The organism is Providencia sp. PROV003 (genome assembly GCF_045040775.1).
In the GTDB taxonomy this organism is placed as follows: Bacteria; Pseudomonadota; Gammaproteobacteria; order Enterobacterales; family Enterobacteriaceae; genus Providencia; species Providencia huashanensis.
The window spans coordinates 146,219-170,831 of record NZ_CP096369.1 but is presented as its reverse complement, the minus strand read 5'-3'; the positions used below and the strand labels follow the sequence as shown (position 1 = coordinate 170,831).

The window sequence follows — 24,613 nt, the reverse complement described above, 5'->3', positions numbered from 1 at the left end:
GAGTTAAGGTTTAAAGGCGCAGACAGCGCTATTGTCCCAAATTTTTACACCGGAGTTGCTGTTAAAAGGTAGTAGGCCACCATCTACAATAGATAGCAAAGTACGATCATGGGTAGAACTTTGGTCATGCTTAACTACGATATACGGAATTGCGAAGATGCTGGATTGATATCTTTGTAGGTTCCCCCATTCAGGGATGATTGAACCTGTTTGTCTTGCGAAGTTTGAAGCAAAATCAGTAACAGTGGAAAGAGTTCCTCCGTTGATTTTACAGTGCTCTTCAGGCGTACTCGCTTTAGATGAGCGGAGATCCAACCAAATGTGGGGGGTAATACTAAATTTGACAACCCCATCATGGCCAACACCTGATTTTGCACGACCTGTGATTTCTGCCGTCCAAGAAGAACTTGGTTTTTTGTTGAAAGTGACTACGCCATTGTTATTGACTGTGAGCCAATTTTTAGATACCTGCCAGTTATAATCCGATGGCCTTCCAACAGGTACCTTAATGGTAAAGGTTGCATCTTTGAATCCGAATTTAGGGAAACCACTGTTGAATTCAAAAGTATGTGGGTTAATATGAGTCTCCAGCTGTACTTTTCCATAAGCGGTAAAAGTGAATGTCGGTGGTCTGTTTGTTGCACCGATGGAGTCTTTATCTATTTCAACAATCGCTGTGCCTTGTTTGTCACTGGATATATCAATGATATAAGTCCCTTTGGAATTAGAGAGTTCCTTCATGTTATCATTATACAAAGCCGCACCTTTTACCTTAATTGTAGGGAATTGGTCGGTAATCAGGCTACCAGCAGCATCTTTTAGCACTAATTGGATAGTGGCTATAGAGTGACCGCGTTTATCAATATCGCGGTTAACAACGGAGAACTCACTGCGACCAGTTCTAAATACCGGGACACCAACGGCTACCTCTACATCTTGGGTGTGTGAGAGTGAATTGACACTGACTTTAATTTTCTTTGTCACTAGGGTATTAAATACAATGTTTGCTGTGTAGCTACCATCCTTATTATCTGTCCAAGATGAAGGGGAGGTATTATTTTGCGTATCTGAAATAGTGACATCGGCCATTTGGACGCCAATAACGCCATTCCCATACATATCAGCTAAGGTTACTGTCATTGATGTATTTTCACCCATTTTAACCTTCTTGGGTACAGTTGACTTGACTGTTTTGACATGGCTAGGGCCACTTAATGGCTTAACTGCTACTGTATGGCTAGATGGTACATTATTAACTTCTGCTATTAACGAGTGGTTTCCTAGCTTATTTAATTGGACATCAGTCGTATAAACGCCATCTTGTGTGCTATTCCACATTAAGGTTTGTGTAGGCAAGGTCACTAATACATCAGTTAAGGTGATATCCTTTGCATCTACCTTGGTAACAGGATTGCCATATGTATCTTTTAGGGTTAAGGACAGTGTTACCTTAGTGCCCGGTGTGATTGATTTTGCTGGTGTTGAAAGTGTCGCAGAGATCACATTTGCAGCACCTTTAAGTGGGTTCACCGTAATTTCGTTGGTTGGAGCGGATACCGTATTCACGGTGGCGGTTAACGTATGCTTACCGACTAATGTCAGTGGAACCTTGGCTTTATAAACGCCATCTGATGCCATGCCCCATGCAATACGGCTACTATCAATTTTTTGTTTATGGCTATCTATTAAAGCAATATCCGAGCCATTGACGCCAATCACAAAGTTATCGTGCTTATCTTTTAACACTAAGGTTAATTCAACGTCTTGCCCAGCCTTGAGTGACGTTGTTTTTACCGTTAAGTTAGCTTTTGCTACTTTATCTTGGCCACTTGGATGAGCGACTGTCAGGGTTTGAGCAAGGCTATCGTATTTATTCACCCTTGCCTGCAATGACCCAGTGCCGACGTTGTTAAATGGCAGCGATGCAGTATAGGTTCCATTCGTAGAAGATGACCAGTTTGGACTGAGTGTCGTATTACCATAAGTTATGGTGATGTCACCGTCCGGCACCTGACTAACGTTGTTACCATACATATCGATAAGTGATAGGGTTAATGTGACTGAATTACCAACGGTTATTGTTGAATTGTCCAGAGCCAATGTTGCATTATTCACATGGCGAGTGCCACTGAATGATTCAACTTTCACGGTATCATTAGACAGCACATTCTTAACTGAGGTCGTTAATGTGTGGCTTCCTACCTTATTTAACTGGACGTTAGTCGTATAAACGCCATCTTGCGAGCTACTCCACGTTACGCTTGCTGTAGGCAAGGTCGCGAACGCATCAGTTAAGGAAATATCCTTTGTGTCGACCTTGGTGACCGGGTTGTCATATTTATCTTTTAGGGTTAAGGATAGTGCTACATTAGTACCCGGCATGATTGATTTTGCTGATGTTGAAAGTGTTGCAGATTTCACATTCGCAGCACCTGTTAGGGAGTTCACCGTAATTTCGTTGGTTGGAGCGGATACCGTATTCACGGTGGCTGTTAACGTATGCTTACCGACTAATGTCAGTGGAACTTTGGCTTTATAAACCCCCGCTGATTCCATGTTCCAAGCAATGCTACTGCTATCAATTTTTTGTTTGCTATGGTTATCGACTAAAGTAATATCCAAGCCATTGACGCCAGTCACCAAGTTTTGGTATTGGTCTTTCAGTGTTAAGGTTAACTCAACATTTTCACCTGCACTAACCATGCTGGTATTTGCTGATATGTCCGCTGTTTTTACCACATCCTTTCCGCTTGGATAGGTGGCTTCCACGGTCTGTATACGACTTGGCTGGTTGTTTACAATCGCTTTGAACTGGTAATTACCCATGGTTTCTAACCGTTGTTTGGTGGTATACACGCCATCTTGTATGTTAGCCCATGTCGTCTTGACGGCTTTTTGGTTGTTGGTGAATTGAATATCGTTAGTATCGACCTTGATAACCCCATTATCAACGCTATCGGTTAGGGTTAATGTTAAGGTGACTTCTTTACCTGCTTCAATGGTGCCTTCTTTGGTTTCAAGTCGGGTTTTATGGACATGACTTACCCCTTCGGCAGGTGAAATGGTTAGCTCAAGCTTATCGCTGAGCATTTTATTTGCCACGACTTGAATTGATTGCTTGTGTAGCTTGTTCATAATGACTTCTTGAGTATATAGCCCATCGCTGACTTCTATCCATGCGGTAGTTGGTTGTAGATTAGTCAGTAAATTCAATGCGTTTTTTGCACCAGTGAGTTTGTTATTGAACTTATCTCTTAGCGCAACAGTTAGAGTGACTTTATCACCTGAATTTATTGTGGTGCTTTGAGCGTTGTGAGTAACAAAAATCGTCTCTAATGAGCGCCTTAACCCATCTTTATCATAAGAAGTGATTGGGACCGCTATAGGGGGATTAACGACCCATTCGGCAGTTTTTGATAGCCCGTTAACTTCCACCATTATCTGATAACTGTTAGCTTTAGTGGCAGGAAGGTGAGCTGTATACCCGTTCAATATATTTTTTTCCGTAAATATAATGTTCTGTTTTTGCCCATTAATTTTCACGGTGATATCACTACTTAGGACATTGTTAACAGGGTTTCGATATTGGTCAGTTAAGTGAATTAAGAACGATGATGCTTCCCCTGCTTCACTTCTGGCTATCGGTGAAATGGCGATTGCCGTCACCGCATCTTTACCCGATGGTGAGTTGACCATGACATTTGTTATATCTGTAAACTGGCCAATTTCAGCCTTTAGCTTATGTGTTTTAACCTTAGTGAGCTTGATGCTGGTGGAGTAGATACCTAAGCCGTGGAGATCTTCATCCCAGACAGTGGGTATGGTGTTGTTACTTTCAGTCAGCGTGATCTTATGATTATCGAGTTTAATAACTGGATTGTCATTTATATCAGTTATTTTTAGCGATAACGTGACTTTACTGCCTGCGGTAATGGTGCTTAAGTTTGTTGTTAGTTTAACTTTACTTATATGACTTTGGTTGGTTGACGGCTGCGCATCAACCAATACATTATGACTTTCTATTAGATTAACGGTTGCTTTCAGCGAGTGGACCCCTACGGTAGAAACCGTTGTTGGTGCAGTATAGATACCATTTCCTTGTGGCGTCCAGATTAAACCCGTTAGGTTTTTCTTAATATGCGCATCATTAATGGTGATATCTTTAGCGGTGATCCCGCCAACACCATTATTCCATTGGTCTAATAATGTCAGAGTCAGTTCTGTTTTACTTCCCACTGTCAGTTGGTTAGTGCTGGCGTTAAGCTGAACGGTTTTTACCTGTGTTGGGCCGGTTAGTGCGTTGACGCTAACGGCAAGTGGTGTGCTTGCTTGGTTGTTAACTCGACTTACAAAAGTGTTTCTCCCTTGTTTATGTAACGGGAGTGTGGTGGTGTAAACCCCTGTGCCTAGTTTTTGCCAAGAGAGTGCAGAGATAAGCGTATTATTATGCTCTAATCGAATATCGCTAGCCTGTACCTTTTCAACACCGTTACCATGGCTATCTGTCAATGTTAATTGTAATTTGACGGAATCGCCGACCATAAACATCTTGCCAGTCTCCTTTAACTCCACACTGTGAACGGCAGATTTACCTTCTGGGGCATTAACTTGAATGGTTTGTGATTGGGAAATGTTATTGACGGTTACTTGTAACGTATCTGTCCCTACTTTACTCAACAACAACTCCGTGGAATAGCTGCCATCTGCGTTATCCTGCCATTTTACAGAGCTGGCTTGTTTTGTCTTGGTCATAATGCCGTGACTAACACCGATTAGCTTATGATCAAAATGGTCAGTTAAGGTGACTGTGAGTTTTAGTTTATTACCGGCTTGCTGATGAGTTATCTGTATAGGGTCAAATTGTACGTTCTTCACCACGCCGCGTGAGTTTGTAGCCCCCGAGCCATCAGGTTTATCTGCGAGAATAGCTTTTGGTTTTTCCACTGTGAGGCTTATAGTGTCGGATATTTTGTTAATTCTAATCCTAAAGGTGTATCCCCCTGCCTGTAGGGTTGGTAATGTGAGAATATAGTTACCATTAGCCAATTGAGAGACGTTGAAGGTAGTCCCCAAATTATTTATGATGCCAAATGACACTTGATTAATATTGGCGACTGGGTGACCGTTTTTGTCTGTCATGGAAAGCACCAGTGTACCGCCTACGCCCGCTAACATAGGTACAGGCATGGACGACAGAATTTTAATCTGGGAAACCTTGCTATCCCCTTCAGCATGCCCGACAGCAATCTTAACCGGATCACTTCGCATATTGTTAACCTTGGCGACTAAGAGGTCTTCACCCAATGCTGTTAACATTAAGTCCGCAGTGTAGGTCCCATCTTTGTTATCAACCCAAAGCACATTACTAGTTTGGTTGTGGGTTAATTCAATATTTTTAACGTCAATACCACTTAGAGGGTTATCAAACGCATCTTTCAAGGTCAGCGTTAGTTTTATCGTATCCATTGATTTGAGGTTGGCGGTGGTTTTTATGGCCAGTTCAGCGGTATTAACCACACCTATCTGACCCTGAACCCCAGAGCCATCGTGATGGGTTGCTTTGGTGACCGTTGCAGCGTTTACCACCCAGATTTGTGTTGCTGTGTGTGTATTCGCACGAACTTCAACTGTATAGCTACCGGCTTTTTTAGGCGGTAAGGTGGCGGTATAAGTCCCTAGTTGTTGGCTATCTTCAGTGAAAGTTAGGTGCTGTGATGTATTATCAAGTGAAACTTTAAGGTTATCAGCAATACCCGTGATGCCATGGTTATAGATATTAACGGCTTTCACCGTCAGTGTTGGCGAGTTACCTGCTGCTGTTGGGGCAATAGGGCTAAGCTCCAGTGTGCTAATTTGCGTCACTTGGTTGGTATTTTGTACGTGAACAGTGATAGCTTGGCTTGCTATTGAGTTTACTGTGGCTTTCAGTGTATCAGGCCCCAGTTTATTTAACGGCAATGTTGCTGTGTAGTTGCCGTTATTGTGATCTACCCATGCCACACTGCCCATTTGGCTATGTTGTAGCGCAATATGTTTACTGCTAACTCCTTTGAGTGGGTTGTGGAAGGTATCTTTTAAGCTGACGGTCAGTTGCACATTCGCGCCAGATGTTAACATTGTTTTTGGTGCACTTAGTACCACGCTGCTAACAACACCTTGCTTGTCTTTTATGCCACTGCCATCTGCCATTGCGGTAACGGTATCGGCTTGCGCTACGTTTAGCGTTTTTTGGTTGGATTTTAGCCCATTGGCAGAAATAACCACCTCATGAGCACCACTGAGTTGCCCCGCTAATGTTCCTGTGTAGCTGCCATCCGCTTGTTGATTGACGTTAATTTTTTTCGGTTTAAGCTGATCGATTGCGACCTCAACCTGTTGGATGCCGTCAACCGGGTTCCCTTGAACATCGGCTAAGGTAAACGTTAAGGTACTTTCTGCCCCTGCGCCTACAGAAGGGGTTATATGGGTGATAACAACCTTGTTGATGTGTTTATCTCCTTGTGTTTTTTTCACGTCAATCTTAACCGGATCACTTTGCGAACTGTTAACTTTGGCGACTAAGAGGTCTTCACCCAATGCCGTTAACATTAAGTCCGCAATGTAGGTCCCATCTTTGTTATCAACCCAAAGCCCATTACCGGTTTGGTTGTGGGTTAATTTGATGTTTTTAACATCAATACCACTTAGAGGGTTATCAAACGCATCTTTTAAGGTCAGCGTCAGTCTTACACTATCCCCTGATTTCAGGTTTTGAGTTGATACCGCTGTGAGCTCGGCGGTTTTGACCACGCCGCGTGCACCCTGCGTACCCGTTCCCGAGGTGTTGGTTGCCGTGATGACAGAAGCCACATTAACTTCCCACGTTTGCTGTGCGGTTTGTTTATAGGCAGTCACTTTAACCGTATATTTACCGACTTTTTGCGGTGGCAAGGTCACGGTGTAAGCCCCTTTTGAAGTTAAGGATTCAGTGAAAATGGCGTCTATCAGTGCACCATTGAGCGTGACCTTAAAGTCATCAGCAATTTGCGTGACACCATGTTGATTGATATCAAGGGCTTTCACCGTCAGTGTTGGCGAGTTACCTGCTGCTGTTGGGGCAATAGGGCTAAGCTCCAGTGTGCTAATTTGCGTCACTTGGTTGGTATTTTGTACGTCAACAGTGACAGCTTGGCTTGCTATTGAGTTTACTGTGGCTTTCAGTGTATCAGGCCCCAGTTTATTTAACGGCAATGTTGCTGTGTAGTTGCCGTTATTGTGATCTACCCATGCCACACTGCCCGTTTGGCTATGTTGTAGCGCAATATGTTTACTGCTAACTCCTTTGAGTGGGTTGTGGAAGGTATCTTTTAAGCTGACGGTCAGTTGCACATTCGCGCCAGATGTTAACGCTGTTTTTGATGCACTTAGTACCACGCTGCTAACAACACCTTGATTGCCTTTTGTGCCACTGCCATCTGTCGTTGCGGTAACGGTATCGGCTTGTGCCACGTTTAGCGTTTTTGGCTTGGATGTTAGCCCATTGGTAGAAATAACCACCTCATGAGCACCACTGAGTTGCCCCGCTAATGTTCCTGTGTAGCTGCCATCCGCTTGTTGATTGACGTTAATTTTTTTCGGTTTAAGCTGATCGATTGCGACCTCAACCTGTTGGATGCCGTCAACCGGGTTCCCTTGAACATCGGCTAAGGTAAACGTTAAGGTACTTTCTGCCCCTGCGCCTACAGAAGGGGTTATATGGGTGATAACAACCTTGTTGATGTGTTTATCTCCTTGTGTTTTTTTCACGTCAATCTTAACCGGATCACTTTGCGTGCTGTTAACTTTGGCGACTAAGAGGTCTTCACCCAATGCCGTTAACATTAAGTCCGCAGTGTAGGTGCCATTTTTGCTATCTGTCCAAACTGGAGCCAGTCGTTGGTTATGGGTAAGCTTAATTGCTGAGGTATCAACCCCTACCAGTGTGTTATCAAACGCATCTTTTAACGTCAGCGTTAGTTTTATCGTATCCATTGATTTGAGGTTGGCGGTGGTTTTTATGGCCAGTTCAGCGGTATTAACCACACCTATCTGACCCTGAACCCCAGAGCCATCGTGATGGGTTGCTTTGGTGACCGTTGCAGCGTTTACCACCCAGGTTTGTGTTGCTGTGTGTGTATTCGCACGAACTTCAACTGTATAGCTACCGGCTTTTTTAGGCGGTAAGGTGGCGGTATAAGTCCCTAGTTGTTGGCTATCTTCAGTGAAAGTTAGGTGCTGTGACGTATTATCAAGTGAAACTTTAAAGTTATCAGCAATACCCGTGATGCCATGGTTATAGATATTAACGGCTTTCACTGTCAGTGTTGGCGAGTTACCTGCTGCTGTTGGGGTAATAGGGCTAAGCTCCAGTGTGCTAATTTGCGTCACTTGGTTGGTATTTTGTACGTGAACAGTGATAGCTTGGCTTGCTACTGAGTTTACTGTGGCTTTCAGTGTATCAGGCCCCAGTTTATTTAACGGCAATGTTGCTGTGTAGTTGCCGTTATTGTGATCTACCCATGCCACACTGCCCATTTGGCTATGTTGTAGCGCAATATGTTTACTGCTAACTCCTTTGAGTGGGTTGTGGAAGGTATCTTTTAAGCTGACGGTCAGTTGCACATTCGCGCCAGATGTTAACGCTGTTTTTGATGCACTTAGTACCACGCTGCTAACAACACCTTGCTTGTCTTTTATGCCACTGCCATCTGCCGTTGCGGTAACGGTATCGGCTTGTGCCACGTTTAGCGTTTTTGGCTTGGATGTTAGCCCATTGGTAGAAATAACCACCTCATGAGCACCACTGAGTTGCCCCGGTAATGTTCCTGTGTAACTGCCATCCGTTTGTTGAGTGACTGAAACAGAGATTGGTGGGTGCTTATCGATTTTCACCGTTACGTCATCGATGCCATTGACAGGGTTACCCTGATCATCGATTAATGCAACCACAAAGGCGCTGTTTGCTCCTGCTGCAACTTGGGTAACATCAGTAATGTTGATTTGTTGGATAGCCTTGTTGTCTGCTTGCGCGGAGACATAAATGGAAACGCTCTGGCTTTGTTCGTTATTCACGGCGATAAAGAGCTGGTCTTGACCTAATTTTGTCAGCTTTAATGCCGCGGTATAGGTGCCATTTTTTCTATCTGTCCAAACTGGAGTCAGTCGTTGGTTATGGGTAAGCTTAATTGCTGAGGTATCAACCCCTACCAGTGTGTTATCAAACGCATCTTTTAACGTCAGTGTCAGTGTTACATTATCCCCTGATTTAAAGCCTTGAGCCGGTGCGATTGTGAGCTCAGCGGTTTTTACCACGCCATGTTCACCCTCTGCGCCATGCTTATTGTTGGTGATGGCGTTTGGTGCGCTGACGTGTAAGGTTGATTCTGTTGAATGAATACCACCAACCGTAACCTTTATTTTATGATCGCCGGATTTTTGACCTGAAAGCGATGAGGTGTAGATCCCCGTGTTTTTGGTTTTTTCAGTGATATTAATTAACGTTTCTACACCATCAATAGAAAGGATTGCACTACCGTTCACTCCTGTGACAGGCAGGGAGTTTGCATCAGTTAATACAATCGTGATGGTGCTGTTTTTTACCTGCTGCTGGGCTAGGTAGCTTGTTAATTTCGACCTTATGAATTTGAGTTGCACCCGTCGCATTATCGACGTTAATTTTCAGCGGTGAACTGTCTTTCTTGTTTACGGTAACCATTAATTGATCTTCACCAATAGCGGTTAACGGTAAAATAATGGTATAGCTTCCATTGCGGTTGTCTGACCAACTGACAGTGCTTGCTTGCTTGTTCCGCAATTGAATAGCTGAGCTATCAACACCTTCAAGGGTGTTACCAAAGGCATCTTTTAGTATTACGGTTAATTGTAACGAATGCCCTGATTTGAGACCGTTGGGCGACGAAGAGGTTAATTTAACAGTTTTAACTACACCACGTTGATTTTCTGCGCCACTCCCATTTTTTGCTGTCGCTTTAATGGTCGTAGGCTGTTTTACTTGCCACGTTTTTGTTGATGTGTGACGGTTAGCACTCACCTCAATAGTATAATCTCCTGTTTTTTCTACAGGTAATGCGGCGGTGTAAATGCCTTTGTGGGTTGAGGATTCAGTAAAAGGTATTGATCGAGACTGTTTGTTGATCTTAACAGTGATATGGTTAGCAATTGCAGTAACCGGGTGCTTATTATTATCAGTAACTTTTACTGTAATAGTTTGAGTTTCACCTGCTTCACTTGCATAGATAGGCTCAAGTACAACATGGGTGATTTTTGTGCTTTCTATCGCATTATTCACCACAATATTGACGTTTTGGGCATGCCCATTGATGCTCACTTTTACTGTGTCGCTAGCGAGTTGGGTTAGCAATAAATCAGTGGTATAAGTGCCATCTTGGTTGTCTTTCCACGTCACGTTGGTTTTTTGGTTGTGCGTTAGCGTAATGCTGTTCAGGTCAATCCCTTTAAGGGGGTTGTTAAATGCATCTTTTGCGGTGACCGTTAGCTTTAGAGAGTCACCAGATTTGAGTGCGGTAATTGACGACGTATTGAGTGTTATATTGTTAACGACACCACGGTCACCAGTATGGCCTTTGGGATTGACTGTAATAGTGGTTGCGTCATTGACAGTCCACTCTTTTGATTGTGTTTGGTTACCAGCTTTGATTTCGACAGTGTATTTCCCTGCCGTCATTGCTGGCAAGGTGCCAATGTAAGAGCCTTTATTTTGTGTAGATTCAGTCAAGGTGACAGCCACTTTTTGACCGTTTACCGCTACAGTGATGGCATTTGCAATATTTGTAATTGCATGACCTTGATTATCAATAGCTTTCACCGTAATAGTGGGTTGATTACCTGCTTCGCTATTGGAAATAGGCTCTAAACTTAATGCGGTGATATGGCTGACTTGCTCGCTATAGGCCACATCAATAGCCACTTCATTACTTTGGATGCCATTGGCCTCAACCTTTAATGACGCTTTTCCAAACTGAATTAACTGTAGGCTTGAACGGTAAGAACCATCTTGATTATCTTGCCATGGCGCATTTTTATTCTTGCTTTTAAGTAAGTTAATTAATTTTGTATCAACACCTGTTAAGGTATTACCAAACGCATCTTTCATGGTCGCGGTTAGGGTTAGGGTGTCGCCAACTTTTAGACCATTATGGGGTGATATTTGAAACTCAATGGTGTTGAGGGTGCCGCGTTCATTTAATTGGCCCTGCGGGGAGGCGGTAATAGTGTTTGCTGCTCCTACCACCCAGATCCTTGTCTCGGTTTTCGTGTTAACTTTGGCATTAATTATGTAAGTGCCAGGCATTTGCGCCGGCAAAACAGCCATGTAGGTGCCTTTGTTTGTTGTTGATTCTGCTAATTGTAAAGTGTTTGTCTTCCCTTCAATGGTGACTTGTATTTCATTTGCTATTTGGGTCACAGGATGCTGATTAGCATCAGTCACTTTTAGTGTAATAACTCTATTGTCACCTGTTGCACTAGAGGGGATAGCGTCAAAGATGATATTGCTCACTTTGGCACTATTTGTCGTATTAGCGACGTTAATTGGTGTGTGAGGTGTTTTATGACCACTAATTGAAGCGGTTAATTTATAGTCTCCTATTTGAGTTAATGGCAAGGTGGTTGAGTAAGTTCCGTTAGCGTTATCAATCCATTGTAGTGTTCCAGCATTATAGCCATCAAGAATAATATTACTGGTGTCGATCCCTGTTAATGTATTACCAAAGATATCGGTTAGCGTTACCATCACACGGAGTGCGTCGCCTGATTGCAGATTGGCTACACTACCGGTGGTCATGGTAATTTTATCGATAACACCTTTTGCCCCTTGCAGACCACTGCCAGTTGGGTTTATTGATTTAATGGGTTTTGATTTCTCAACTACCAGTGTTTTTACGCCTGACAGCTTATTATTCACTTCCGCGATAATACTATGCTTACCTTCGTGTTGCCCTGGAAGAATAACCTCATAGGTTTGAGGGGCGATTTCTTTGATGGGTAGTGTGTGTTTTTTGCCATCAATTTCAATAATTATTTCCTGTTCACCAACCACAGGGTTACCATTTTTATCGGTTAATTTAACAGTCAGTGTGCTATTAGAACCTGCATCTGCTTTTTCTATTTTGGTAATTTCAACTTTACTGACGTTATTTTTACCCGAAGCGTTGCTGACTTGAATGGCCGTCGCAGGGGTTTTTTGACCGTTAATTGAGGCGGTTAAATCTTTTGAGCCAATCTCTGTTAATGTGATGGTGGTGGTGTAAGAACCATCGCCTTCATCCTTCCAGACTGGTTTGCCGTTAAACCCGTCAAGGTTGATAGTATGGGTATTGATCTCGGTTAAACCGTTATGAAAGGCATCAGTGATAGTCACTGTGATCCCAAGCTGATCGCCAGATTGTAAGTTGCTGGTATCGCCCATTGTCATGGCAATGTTGTTGACAACACCTTTTTCCCCAAGTTTTCCGGTATTATTCGATTTTATTGGTGTTGGTTTCGCGACCACGATTGTATTTTCAGTTGAGACCTTACTATTCACATTCGCGCTAATGCTATGATTACCCGCTTGCAGTGCTGGTAGCGTGACCTCATAAATACCCGGTTTCCTTTCTCTCGCTGGCAGTTTATGGGCTTGACCATCAATATTGATAGTTATTTCTTTTTCACCGGCCACTAGGTTGCCATGTTTATCGGTTAACTCGATAGTCACAATACTATTTGAGCCTGCCGCTGGTTTTTCTGTTTTGGTGATTTTCACCTGGTCGACATGGGACGCCCCTGTGGCGTTATTAACCTGTACTTCTGTGAGTGGGCTGCGGGTACCATTGACTGAGGCGGTTAAATCATTGCTGCCAACCTCGGTTAAGGTCAAGGTAGTGGTATAAGAGCCATCGCCATTGTCTCCCCATTTTAAGGTATTCCCTTTGTGTTTACCGACATCGATATTATCGGTATTTAAACCAGCTAAACCGTTACCAAAGGCATCTGACACCGTTACGGTGACATCAAGAGGATTACCGGATTCAAAACGGTGAGTGTGATCAACCGTGATAGCCACTTTGTCAATAACACCTTTCTCGCCTAGTTGGCCCGTTCCGTTTGGGTTGTTCGGGGAAATTGATTTTGGCTGCTCAACCAGCAACTTTTCTTTAATTGATGTGGTGCCATTCAAACTAACATGAATATCATGTTTGCCTGCTTGTAGCGCTGGCAATGTGACCTCATAAATACCCGGTTTTCCTTCTTTTGCAGGTAAAGTATAGGGTTTGCCATCAATTTTAATCACCATTTCCTGTTCACCAACCACAGGGTTACCATTTTTGTCGGTTAATTTGACAGTCAGTGTGCTTTGCGCGCCCGCTGCTGGGGTAGGGGGATTGGTAATGACGATTTTGCTAACTTTGTCTTTTCCTTTGGCATGGCTAACTTGGGTTTGTTTCTGTGGGCTGGTAGAGCCATTAATAGAAACAGTGAGGTCATTATTGCCAATTTCTGTTAATTCAATATTGGTAGAGTATGAGCCATCTTGGTTATCGACCCATTTCAACGTATCGCCTTTGTGTTTACCAATGTTGATATTATTAGTGTCTAGCCCTGACAAACCATTGTTAAAGGCATCTGTGATGGTTACGGTGATTTCGAGCTTATCGCCAGATTGTAGATGGCTGGTATCACCTGTGGTGATGGCGATATTATCGACGACGCCTTGCTCACCTTTTTGCCCTATACCACTCGGGTCTTTAGGCTTGATAGGTTGTGGCTTATCAACAATTAGCAATTCTTTGGGGGACTCTTTCCCGTTAACGACCACTGAAATATAATGGTTGCCTGCAATTTGCCCCTGAATAATAGCTTCATAAGTACCTGGGGAGGTTTCTGTTACTGGCAAAGTGTGTGGCTGACCATCAATATTAACGGTAATTTCTTTTTCGCCGACTATGGGGTTGTTGTGTTTATCACTTAACTGGAAAGTCACGGTACCATTTTCACCTGCTGCGGGTTTACTGATGTTGGTGACTTTCACGTTATCGACATTTTTAGTGCCTGTGGCGTTGCCCACTTCGACTTTAGTGGCTGGGCTCATTGTTCCATTAACAGAAACAGTTAAATCATTGGTACCGACTTCGGTTAATGGTAAAGAGGTGGTGTATGAACCATCACCGTTATCAATCCATTTCAATGTATCGCCTTGGTATTTGCCAATATTGATATTATTGCTGTTTAAATCTGTTAAGCCGTTACCAAAGGCATCTTTAATGGTGACGGTAACATCAAGCGTATCCCCAGATTGCAAAGAGTAGGGAGAACTAGGCGTTATAGTTATATTATCAACAACACCTTTTTCCCCTTTTTTTCCTGTCCCATCTGGCGTGAGAGGAGTAATTGGCTTCGGAGACTCAACGATTAGAACTTCTGGGGAAGATGTGTGTGTACCAATAGTCACCGTTACGTTTGGTGTACCGCTTTGTTGTCCCGGTAATGTGCCGATATAAACGCCACTACCTGCAAAAGTTTCACTTATTGTAATGGGGGTTGGTTGACCATCGATGTTGGCTATTACGCTACCATCAGCCCCAGAAATTGGGTTGTTATATTGGTCAGTTAAAGAAATCATGATGATACTATCTGTACCCGCGGCTGTTTTCTCAAGGTCTAAAATGGAGACATTGGCTAGCTGACCAAATACAAAATTCACTTTTACTTCAACGCGTTGTTCATTGAGTGTTGCGGACAGTTTAGTTGTTCCCGCTATTTTGCTGTCCACTTCAACATCAGTGTTACCCTGCTCATCGGTTGGGCTTAGCTGTGTGGCATTGGCATTTTCAGCATCAAGTTGCAGCATGGCACCCTGAATTGGGTGTGCATGGTTATCAGTGATATGGAATTGAATTTTATTTGTAGATTTTCCATCTGCAACCGCATTATCACTGAGGATATTAAAATGATTAATATGCGCTTGGCGGGTATCTGCAATAAAGGAAAAAGCCGCTTCAACCGGTACGCCGCCGTTTGCAGTCGCTTGAATTCGGTGCTTACCTGTGACGAGAGAGGTAAATTGAATCGATGCTTCTCCTTTCATATTGGTGATAACGCGATATTTGCTTTGGGTGGTTGATTTTGCCGCCTGCATTTTTTTAAATAGATTAGAAAAAGCCATTTGTGACGAGGTGGCTTTTGGCGTAGCCAGTTTGAGCTCAGCAGGCAAGGTGAAGGTCACGACGGAGTCCGGTGCGATATTTCCTAAAGCATCCCGGGCAATTATGGTTAATGTATTGATATCTTGGCCATTAGCTATCGCGTTACCTTGTTTGATGACCTCGTTTGGGTTAATTGATAATACGCCGTAGTCGGTAACTTCAACCCATGTCGTTCCTTGTGGAGAGTGATTTCCATTGTGGTCAGATGCGGTTATTGTGAATCGATAGCGGTTATTTTTCTTGCTTTCTTCTTTGGTCATTGCCACTTTGTAGGTGGGCAATTTAACTTTTGTTTTTGCACCATCAAGTAAGATCTCTCCGCCAGCAGCTAAAAACTCCGGGGCTTGGACTGTGATGTCTTTTAAAGGGTACTTGGTACTAAGGGAATTGATGATAGGGAGTATATCCCCTGTTTTTCCTTGGACCATGTCAGGAAGAGAAAGCGATATCAAGGTTTTCTTTTGATATTCCAATACGATATTATTATTACGGTTAACGAAATCATATCGGCTACCTAATAGACGGCGCGACTCAACGACTTTAGTCGGGTCAAGGTGTTCAGCTAAGCTTTTACCCAATGTCCAAGTGAATTCCATTTTGGCATTGGTTTCACTCAATCCTCCACTTATTTTCTGTTCTGCGCTTAAGGTTACCAGTGAGAAAGGGGTCCAACTCATACCAATTGTGGTTGCCAGTGGGTTTTTTTGGCGCTTATCTTTGCCAAATAAAGCAACATCATCCCCAAAATATTGCTCAAACTTCAGGTTTCCACCAAGGTGCGGATATGATGGTAAAAAGCCCTCAGCTTGCAAATCCCAACCGTTAGCTGGGCGAGCATTGTAGTCATTTTTTAATTCAGACGCCCCCCGCCATGACGAGGTACGCAGGTAAGTATTGGCACTCAATTTTAAGAAATCTTGTGCGTATTCAACCCCAAAACCGACACGAGAGTGATAACGAGATAAGTCATGGTCAAAAAAGGCATTCGTGCCTACCATACTATCCGGGGTAAAGTGACGGACGCCAACACCATTATTGGTTTGTAAGCGGCCATCAGTACGATGAACGTTATGTTGGGTAAACAGTAATAAATCAGGTTGTTCATACCAAGGGATTAACCAATCTAACTGGGTATTTTTAATTTTTAATTTTTTATCTACGTCAACACTAAATTTGGCGTTCCCCGTTTGGGATAACCAATGGTTGATTTCATTTGTTGCTGCGTTGGTAACTTTATTACGCGTGTAATCCTGTGCTAGCTCAGCGAGGTCTGCAGCTTTTTTCTTATCCGAAATAAAACGAGCGGCACTTTGGCTATACTCAGCAATAAGCTGTTCGGTTTTATTGTCATCAAGAGGGAGTGAATCACCACCTAGTGTTGGCAACTCATCAGGGCTTAACATTTTTGCGTAGCTTGGCATAACAGGCATAACAGCCGAAGACCAAATAGCAGTAAATATCACAAAACCATTTGAGAGTCTGTGTCTCAATGTTGGCTTTGCTGTTGATGTAGTGGGGCTCATTTAATTCATTCCTAGTTTTAATTTTAACTTTGCTATTGTGGAATGCTTATAAAGGTAAGAGCTTGTGAATTAGTTTGACTTAAACAGAAGCGGAATTTGCAAGGCGAAAAAATGGGGGATGAGTGGCTTTTATTGCTAATAAAAAGCGACCGTTTATAACGCGAGTAAATGCTATTTATGTTGCTTGAGAATTAATCTTACCTGAACAAAATCAGTTATCTAAAGGGTGAAATAATGGGTTGGAAATTATGCATTTCAAATTAATCAATAGATGGTATAAACGCTATTCTTATTGGAATAATATTAAATTTAGTCGCGGTTTGTGACCGTCATCAGTTCGTTACTAAAAAATAAAAAAAAGCCCCATTTAAGGGGTAATAATGAGCTAAGAGTTAAACCACTATTTTTATTTTATGGCGTGGTCTCAAGTGAGGGGTATCCATATAATTAAAATAATTGACCGAATAAATGCCACAATGAGTCTGTTTGGGGGGCAGGTTTATGAGTGGGCTGCCTAAATAAGGCCCCCTTATAAACGATACGGTTTTCTTGACTGTGATACGTGGCATTTTTGTCTATAAAATTAACCGGTATGACCCTGCTATCACCATTAAGAGTGGCAATGATTTCTGTTGTTCCAGCAGTTAAGCTACTGATTTCTAATTCGGTATTTCCCTGCTCATCGGTAGGTATCGTCGGTGAAATAGCGACATTTTTACCACTAAAATGCACTTGTGCACCTGCGATACTTTGTCGGCTATTATTCACAATATGAAATTTAATTTTATTTTTACTGTTCCCATCTGCCAACGCATTGTTTTGCATAATCTCTATACTGCCGATAAACGACTGATCAATATCGGGTTTAAAGTTAAACTGTTCGTTAATTTCTGCACCATATTGCGTACTGGCTTTTAAGGCGTAGCTCCCTGATACCGAAGCTGTAAATTGAATAGAAGCTTCTCCTTTGCTATTAGCGATAATGGCGAACTCTTGTTCTGAAGCGGATTTTGCGACCTGTGCTTTCCACATAAAATGGTTAAATAACGAATAATAACTTGTATTTTTTTGATTGAACGAGGTAAGCCCAGCGGGTAGGGTAAAATTCACTTTTGCATTTGGGACGGTATGTCCAAGCGAATCCTTAATAACTACAGTGAATACATTTGGGTCTCGACCATTTGCTATAACATTACTCTTTTTTGTACCATTTTTATGGATGATAGCGAGCAAGCCAGTATTGGACACTTCAACTAAGGTTTCAGCTTGTGGTGACATGTTCCCCTTAATGTCATAAGCGGTTACTGTTAGGCGATATTGGTTGAGTTGTTGGTTTTTAACGTCATTTTCCGCTATTTTGTAAGAGGGCAACTTCACTGAACTCTTGAGACCATTTAGCGTAATGCTACCACCTGCCGCTACCAACTCAGGGGCTTCAACAATAATTTTTTCGAGAGGATACTCTGAGATTAAGTTGCGAATAATAGACACTTCTTCGCCGGTCACGCCTTGAATAACCTGAGGTAATGACAGCAAAATTAAGTTTTTATTTTGATATTCCAAAATAATATTATTGTTGCGATTAACAAAATCATGACGGTTACTGGAAATACGGTGAGTTGCATCGACTGCTGAAGCGTCAAGGTGCTGCGCTAGATTTTTGCCTAATAGCCAGGTTAAACCGAGGTTTACACGAGTTTCGTTGGTATTGCCATTTCCTATTTTATGCTCTGCATTAATACCCAGTAATGGGAAAGGGGTCCAATGCACACCAACAGTGGTGGCCATAGGGTTTTTCTGACGTTTATTTTTACCAAATAAAGCGACGTCATCACCGTAATATTGCTCTAGTTTTAAGTTAGCGCCTAAGTTTGAATAAGTAGGAAGCCACCCTTCGACTTGAATATCCCACCCATTGGCAGGGCGCGCATCATAATCATCTTTTAATTCTGATGTGCTGCGCCAAGAAGATAGCCTTAAGTAGCTATTAGCGCTGATTTTGGCGTAATCCTGTGCGTATTCTAGGCCAAATCCTAAGCGGGAATGATGATAGGATAAATCATGGTCAAAAAAGGTATTCAGACCCATCATGCTGTTTTGGTTAAAGTGGCGTAACCCTATACCGTGATTAGTTTGCAGCCTGCCATCAGTTCGGTGAATGCTGTGTTGGGAAAACAGTAACAAATCGGGTTGGTCATACCAAGGTATCAACCAGTCCAATTGGGTATTTTTAATCGACAGTTGTTTATCAAGGTTAATATTGAGCCTAGCATTACCAGCTTTTGACAGCCAGTGAGATATTTCATCGGTGGCAACATCAGCTGCTTTTTGACGAGCATAGTCCTGTGCCATTTCCGAGAGGTTTTTTGTCTTGTTTTCCTCAGAGGTCAAGTTTGCCGCATTCTGCCCATATTTAGCCAGAAAGCGTTCAGTACCATCAGAGGAGGGAAGTGGGTCAAATTGAAAGGCATCGCTACCCAATCCCAATGTAGGTAAGTTGTCCGTACTGAGTATTTGGGCGTAACTGGGTATGGCCGGCATAATGGCGATAGACCCAATGGTAGCGGCGAGCGCCAAGCGATTCGAGAACGTTGGTTTCAATTTTGACGAAAGGGGAGCCATCGAACTTATTCCTGATATCAATATTAACGTTGCTATTGTCAGGGGGGAGTGGTGTATATGCTTGTGAATTTATTGGACTTAAACGGAAATTAAGTTAGCGTTGTGGAAAAGTTTGGAATGGTATGGTTACCAATTGATTGGTAAGGTTTTTTCATTCCCCCCTATATACGGGGGGAAATAGGGTGTTTAAGGTGTTACTTGGCTCACTGAGACCGTTGTTTGTGTTGAGTGGCCATTGATTGAGGCTGCAATATCAAGGTTACCGGCTGCTGTTAATGTTAAGTCGGTAGAATAATCCCCATCGCGCTCTTCATACCAACCGACAAGATTAGCGTTATGGTTTCCAAGGTCGATATTACGAGGGTCTATACCTTCAAGTGTATTACCAAATGCATCACTGAGGGTAACGGTAAGTAGTAAATCATCACCGACGTTCAAATTACTGGTTGCTCTTGTGGTGATTTCTACATGCGCAACAACACCTAACTGACCTTGAGGGCCGCTGCCGTCAGGGTTGATCGCATCGACGGTGAGTGGTGAGCTTACAGTTAAAGTGTACTCTGGTGACGTTTTTCCCTGTAAAGAAGCAGTTATGGTGTAATCACCTTCCATTTGCCCTGCAAGTATTCCACTATATTCACCTAGGTTGGTGGAGTTTTCTTCGATTTCTACTGGGATTTGTTTATTACCCATATTGATCATAATGATCCCATCGGCACCAGAAATAGGGTTGTCATTTTCATCAATGAGTCTGAGTGAAATGGTCGTCTCTGCGCCAGCATAGGTTGTACTGGTGTTAAGAATTTTAATTTTGTTTAAATGACCGTTAATAAAATAGACGGCAACGGTTTCAGTATGACCATCGACAGATGCGGTAACTTCGCTGATACCACTCATCATACTGGTCAGGGGCATGTCAATCATTCCCTGTTGGTTTGTCACACCATGAGCGTCAATTTTACCTAGCGTGGCGCTAAAATTGACGGTTTTCCCTGCGATAGGCTTACCTTTAGCATCGGTAATATAAACGGAAACTATATTTGCTTCTTTGCCATCCGCCAATGATGCTGTTTTACTGATATTAATACCCTGTATTTGTGCTGGGCTGGTTGCTGTGGCGATGGTATCCGTGACTTCAATCAGTGTTTCACTTGTTGATGATGTATTCCCATTAATATCATAAGCAACGGCACTTAAATGATAACGGTTCAATTTTTTACTTTCTGAAGGGGTTGAGGCCATTTTATATGCTGGCAATTTTAACCTAGCATTTTGACCTGATGAACTAATAACACCCCCAGCAGCGAATAATTCAGGGGAGTTCCAGACAATTTTTTTAAGGGGGTATTGAGTTGTAACTGATTGTACAAGTTGTAATTCTTGGCCTGCTTCACCTTGTATTTTTTCTGGGAGCTTTAACTGAATAACGGTTTTCTTTTGGTAATCTAGAACAATATTGTTATTTCGATTAACGAAATCATGGCGGTTACTAGACACTCGACGGGAGTCGCCTACTTTCGATGGGGCCATTTGCTCAGCGAATGCTTTATCAAATGCCCAAGTAAACTGCATTTTGGCACTGGTATCATGTAATCCACTACTGACTTTATGCTGAGTACTCAAGGTGACTAGGGGAATTGGGGTCCAATTGACACCAACTGAGGCTGCTGTTGGGTCTTTTTGGCGTTTATTTTTCCCCATAAGAGCAACATCCTGACCGAAATATTGTTCAAATTTAAGATGACCGCCGAGGTGAGGGTAAGCAGGTAACCACCCCTCTGCTTGTACATCCCAACCGCGGGCAGGGCGTGCATTATAGGCTTGAGATAATGCCGATGTACTACGCCATCCAGAAACAGGTAAATAGCTATTCGCCGTGAGTTTTAAATAATCTTGCCAATATTCGGCACCGATGCCTAAACGGGAATGATAATGGGAAAGGTCATGGTCAAAGAAAGCATTGATACCAACTGTGTTGTGGTCGTTGAACTGGCGTAACCCAATACCATTATTGCTTTGTAACCTTCCATCGGTATTATGAATGCTATGTTGGGTAAATAACAGCATATCAGCCTGTTCATACCAAGGGATCAGCCAGTCAAATTGGCTACTTTTAAGGGATAATTTTTTATCAACATTTAGGCTTAATTTGACATTACCGGCTTTTGATAACCAACGGGTAATTTCGTCTATTGCAACATTAGCGGCTTGGTTAAACGCGTAACTTTGTGCCATCTCAGCGATATCATTGCTATTTTTTTGTTGAGATAGCAGTGTTGCAGTTGTTTTACTGTATTGTGCTAAGTCACGTTCCATGGTGCTATTTTCAGGGTTTTCTACCGTGCTGCCTAAAAGCGGTAATTCTTTCGGTTCGAGCATTTTTGCATAGCTAGGCAACATTGGCATAATGGTCAATGACCAAGCTGCCATAAATAAGGCTAAAGGATGAGAGCGTTTGTCTTTAGGGCAATTCATTAAATACATTCCTAGATTGGATATTCATTTCCGTTATTTTGGAACAAGTATTGAGAAAAACGCTTGGGAATTACTTGGAATAATATGGAAAAGCGGTTTTTATATTGGAATTATTTGGAATGACCGCGTTTATTGATAATTGAAAAATATCGAATAAGTGACTGGGTAAAATCAATAAAATTGTCATTGGAAAAAATCTTACTATAATAAAAACAATGGATTAGATGAGGGTAGTATGGAGCTTACATTTTTAGGAACCAGTGCTGGTGTGCCAACGAAAGAGCGTAATGTCACCAGTATGATATTAAATTTGGTCGGTATTCGAAAAAGCTATTGGTTATTTGATTGCGGGGAAGGCACACAACACCGTATTTTAAATAGCCCATTTAAAACGCCAAAAATTGACAAGATCTTTATTACACATTTACATGGCGATCATATTTTTGGGCTACCGGGTTTGTTATGCAGCCGCTCAATGGGGGGCGCAACAGAACCTTTGACGCTATATGGTCCGAAAGGGTTGAAACAATATGTTGAAACCGTTTTGAGTGTGAGTGAGTCTTATATGACTTATCCACTCAACATCATTGAAATTCAAGCTGGGCAGTTATTTGATGATGGCGAATTGATTGTGACGGCTTACCCCCTTGACCACCGAGTGGAATGCTACGGCTACCGTATTGAAGAGCATGCAAAGAGCGGGGCTTTAGATGCAGAGCGACTCGCGCAAGATAACATCCCTCGGGGGCCGTGGATGCAAGACCTAAAAGCGGGTAAAACAATCACTTTGGAAGATGGTCGAACTGTGAATGGCGCGGAGTATTTAGGCGAACCTATCTCTGGTAAAGTGATTGCAATTTTTGGTGACACTCAGCCAACCGACCAGGGGCTAGCACTCGCTAAAAATGCAGATGTTATGGTGCATGAAACCACTTTAGAAGCAGCATTTGCGGAAAAAGCCAATGAACGCGGGCACTCAACTACGGAACAAGCGGCTCGATTAGCTCGTGCTGCTGGGGTAAAACGCTTTATTGCAACCCATTTGAGTGGGCGTTATATGACTCATGATATCCCAAGGTTACTTGCTGAGTGCCAAGCAATATTCCCAGCCACAATAATGGCAGAGGATTATTTAACCGTGAAAATTTAATTTAAGCGGGTAATAAACGGCCCGCTTAATGATAATTTTTTTAAAAAATCACTTTCACAAAACCATTGCGGCAGTAAGTTTCGTATTCATCGGAAAGTTGGCGATTGGTGACTATCACATCGAATTGTGACAATTCCCCCATATTGGCGGTAGCAACTTCATCAAATAGGTTATAGGGCGCTAATAAAATCTTACGAATGGACTTTTCCATGGCTTTTTTCTTCATGGGTAAATCATCCAAGTTATAGCAAGTCACACCATAGTTCCCGTGTACGCCAGCCGCAGAGATAAAGGCTTTTTTGGGGTTAATTGAATCGAGTAGTGAAGGTAATGAAGGGTTGTAAAAGGAATCGCTTTTTGGCCGATATTCACCACCACATAACAAGGCGGTGGCATTTTTCTTCTGGCTTAACGCTAAAAAAACGTTATGTGAGTAACAAATTCCAGTGAAACTGATCTCCTCTGGGATAAGAGAAATCAATGTTGCCATTTCAATACCATTATCAAAGAAAATCACATCATCTTCAGTAACCATACTCGCGGCAAGGTTTGGAATATACAGTGCTTCGGTTTGGTCTGGGGTAAAAATATCCGCTTGTTGTTCTTGAGCGATTAAATTGGCGGGTTGGGTAACAGAAACAATATAGCCACCGAGTAGTGACATTGGGATAGGGCCTTCGGTATCTGCGCTAAGGTCTCGTCGAATGGTCATTTCTGATACTTCGAGTATTCTAGCGGCTTCTTTTAAATGAATGCGTCCTGAACGTTTTAAACATTCACTTAAGCGGCGAAGGCGTTCTTTTTGTTTAGTTTCTATCACCCTACAGTCCTTTTGTAATACATAAAATTGGCGCGGTTAGACCGCGCCCCAGCATTTAGTAGTCACTTGGCTGGTCATTATTCCCCGTGACTATTGCAACACTTGCACTAGCGCCAACACGGTTAGCACCAGCTTCAATCATTTTAATGGCAGTTTCACGATCGCGAACGCCGCCAGACGCTTTTACACCAACTTCGTTGCCGACTACTTTACGCATTAGAGCAACATGGTGTTCAGTCGCCCCCATTGTACTGAAACCTGTTGAAGTTTTCACAAAACCAACTTTAATTGTGCGGCAAATTTCACAAACTTGTGTAATTTCTTCATCTGTTAGTAGGCAGTTTTCTAAGATAACCTTGAGTGTTGCGTTACCGCAAGCGGCAAAAACAGCTTCAATATCTTGACGAACAAAGTCTAAATCACCACTTTTTAGCATCCCGACGTTGATGACCATATCAACTTCATCAGCTCCACGGCGCACGGCTTCAGCCGCTTCAAAAGCTTTAGCTTCAGTTAAACATGCACCTAAAGGGAAGCCTACCACACAGCAAACCTTAACGTCGCTGTTTTTTAACAGCTCACTGGCTAAAGGCACATATCCTGTATTGACACATACTGAGGCAAAATGGTGCTCTGCCGCTTCTGCACATAATTTTGTGATATCACTAACAGTTGCATTAGCAGCGAGTAAAGTGTGATCAATATATTTTGCTAAGTCTTGCATTTTCAACTTTCCTATATAAATGTGGATAAGACAACAAAGAATGAGGAAATGTGGTAG

The 24,613-nt window shown here is 42.6% G+C and carries 7 protein-coding genes; 1 reads left to right on the top strand and 6 read right to left on the bottom strand.

Features of this window, described 5'->3' with window-relative positions; genetic code table 11:
• Positions 1-3 precede the first annotated feature (3 nt).
• The 4 genes from M1F14_RS00690 to M1F14_RS00675 all read right to left on the bottom strand — a co-directional run bounded on the left by M1F14_RS00690 (position 4) and on the right by M1F14_RS00675 (position 21,862).
• Positions 4-9,672: a hypothetical protein gene (locus tag M1F14_RS00690; protein WP_181469055.1), complete on the bottom strand. Its 9,669-nt coding sequence runs from the start codon at positions 9,670-9,672 to the stop codon at positions 4-6.
• On the bottom strand, positions 9,584-16,765 hold the full coding sequence (locus M1F14_RS00685) for an invasin domain 3-containing protein (RefSeq protein WP_181469057.1): 7,182 nt from the start codon (positions 16,763-16,765) through the stop codon (positions 9,584-9,586). Before M1F14_RS00685 ends, M1F14_RS00690 begins: the two co-directional genes overlap by 89 nt.
• Positions 16,766-17,212: 447 nt before the next feature.
• Positions 17,213-19,387 (bottom strand): inverse autotransporter beta domain-containing protein, encoded by a 2,175-nt coding sequence (locus M1F14_RS00680; protein WP_181469059.1) that lies wholly within the window; start codon positions 19,385-19,387, stop codon positions 17,213-17,215.
• 186 nt (positions 19,388-19,573) lie between these two features.
• The gene (locus M1F14_RS00675; RefSeq protein ID WP_181469061.1) at positions 19,574-21,862 is read right to left on the bottom strand and encodes an inverse autotransporter beta domain-containing protein; all 2,289 of its coding nucleotides are present in this window, start codon (positions 21,860-21,862) and stop codon (positions 19,574-19,576) included.
• A 235-nt stretch (positions 21,863-22,097) separates the two neighbouring features.
• Between M1F14_RS00675 and rnz the strand changes: the two genes are divergently transcribed.
• Entirely contained in the window at positions 22,098-23,012 is a 915-nt protein-coding gene (gene rnz / locus M1F14_RS00670; RefSeq protein WP_042848875.1) for a ribonuclease Z, read from the top strand.
• A gap of 40 nt (positions 23,013-23,052) precedes the next feature.
• Here rnz and deoR read toward each other — a convergent pair whose 3' ends face one another.
• Positions 23,053-23,832, bottom strand: coding sequence for a DNA-binding transcriptional repressor DeoR (gene deoR / locus M1F14_RS00665; protein WP_042848874.1), 780 nt, complete (start codon positions 23,830-23,832; stop codon positions 23,053-23,055).
• A 55-nt stretch (positions 23,833-23,887) separates the two neighbouring features.
• Entirely contained in the window at positions 23,888-24,556 is a 669-nt protein-coding gene (deoC, locus tag M1F14_RS00660; RefSeq protein WP_042848873.1) for a deoxyribose-phosphate aldolase, read from the bottom strand.
• Positions 24,557-24,613: the final 57 nt, after the last annotated feature.

Bases quoted from the DNA above. Each gene is read 5' to 3' on its own strand.
- M1F14_RS00685 (WP_181469057.1), bottom strand. From the start codon at position 16,765: ATGAGCCCCACTACATCAACAGCAAAGCCAACATTGAGACACAGACTC.
- M1F14_RS00680 (WP_181469059.1), bottom strand. From the start codon at position 19,387: ATGGCTCCCCTTTCGTCAAAATTGAAACCAACGTTCTCGAATCGCTTG.
- M1F14_RS00675 (WP_181469061.1), bottom strand. From the start codon at position 21,862: ATGAATTGCCCTAAAGACAAACGCTCTCATCCTTTAGCCTTATTTATG.
- rnz (WP_042848875.1), top strand. From the start codon at position 22,098: ATGGAGCTTACATTTTTAGGAACCAGTGCTGGTGTGCCAACGAAAGAG.
- deoC (WP_042848873.1), bottom strand. From the start codon at position 24,556: ATGCAAGACTTAGCAAAATATATTGATCACACTTTACTCGCTGCTAAT.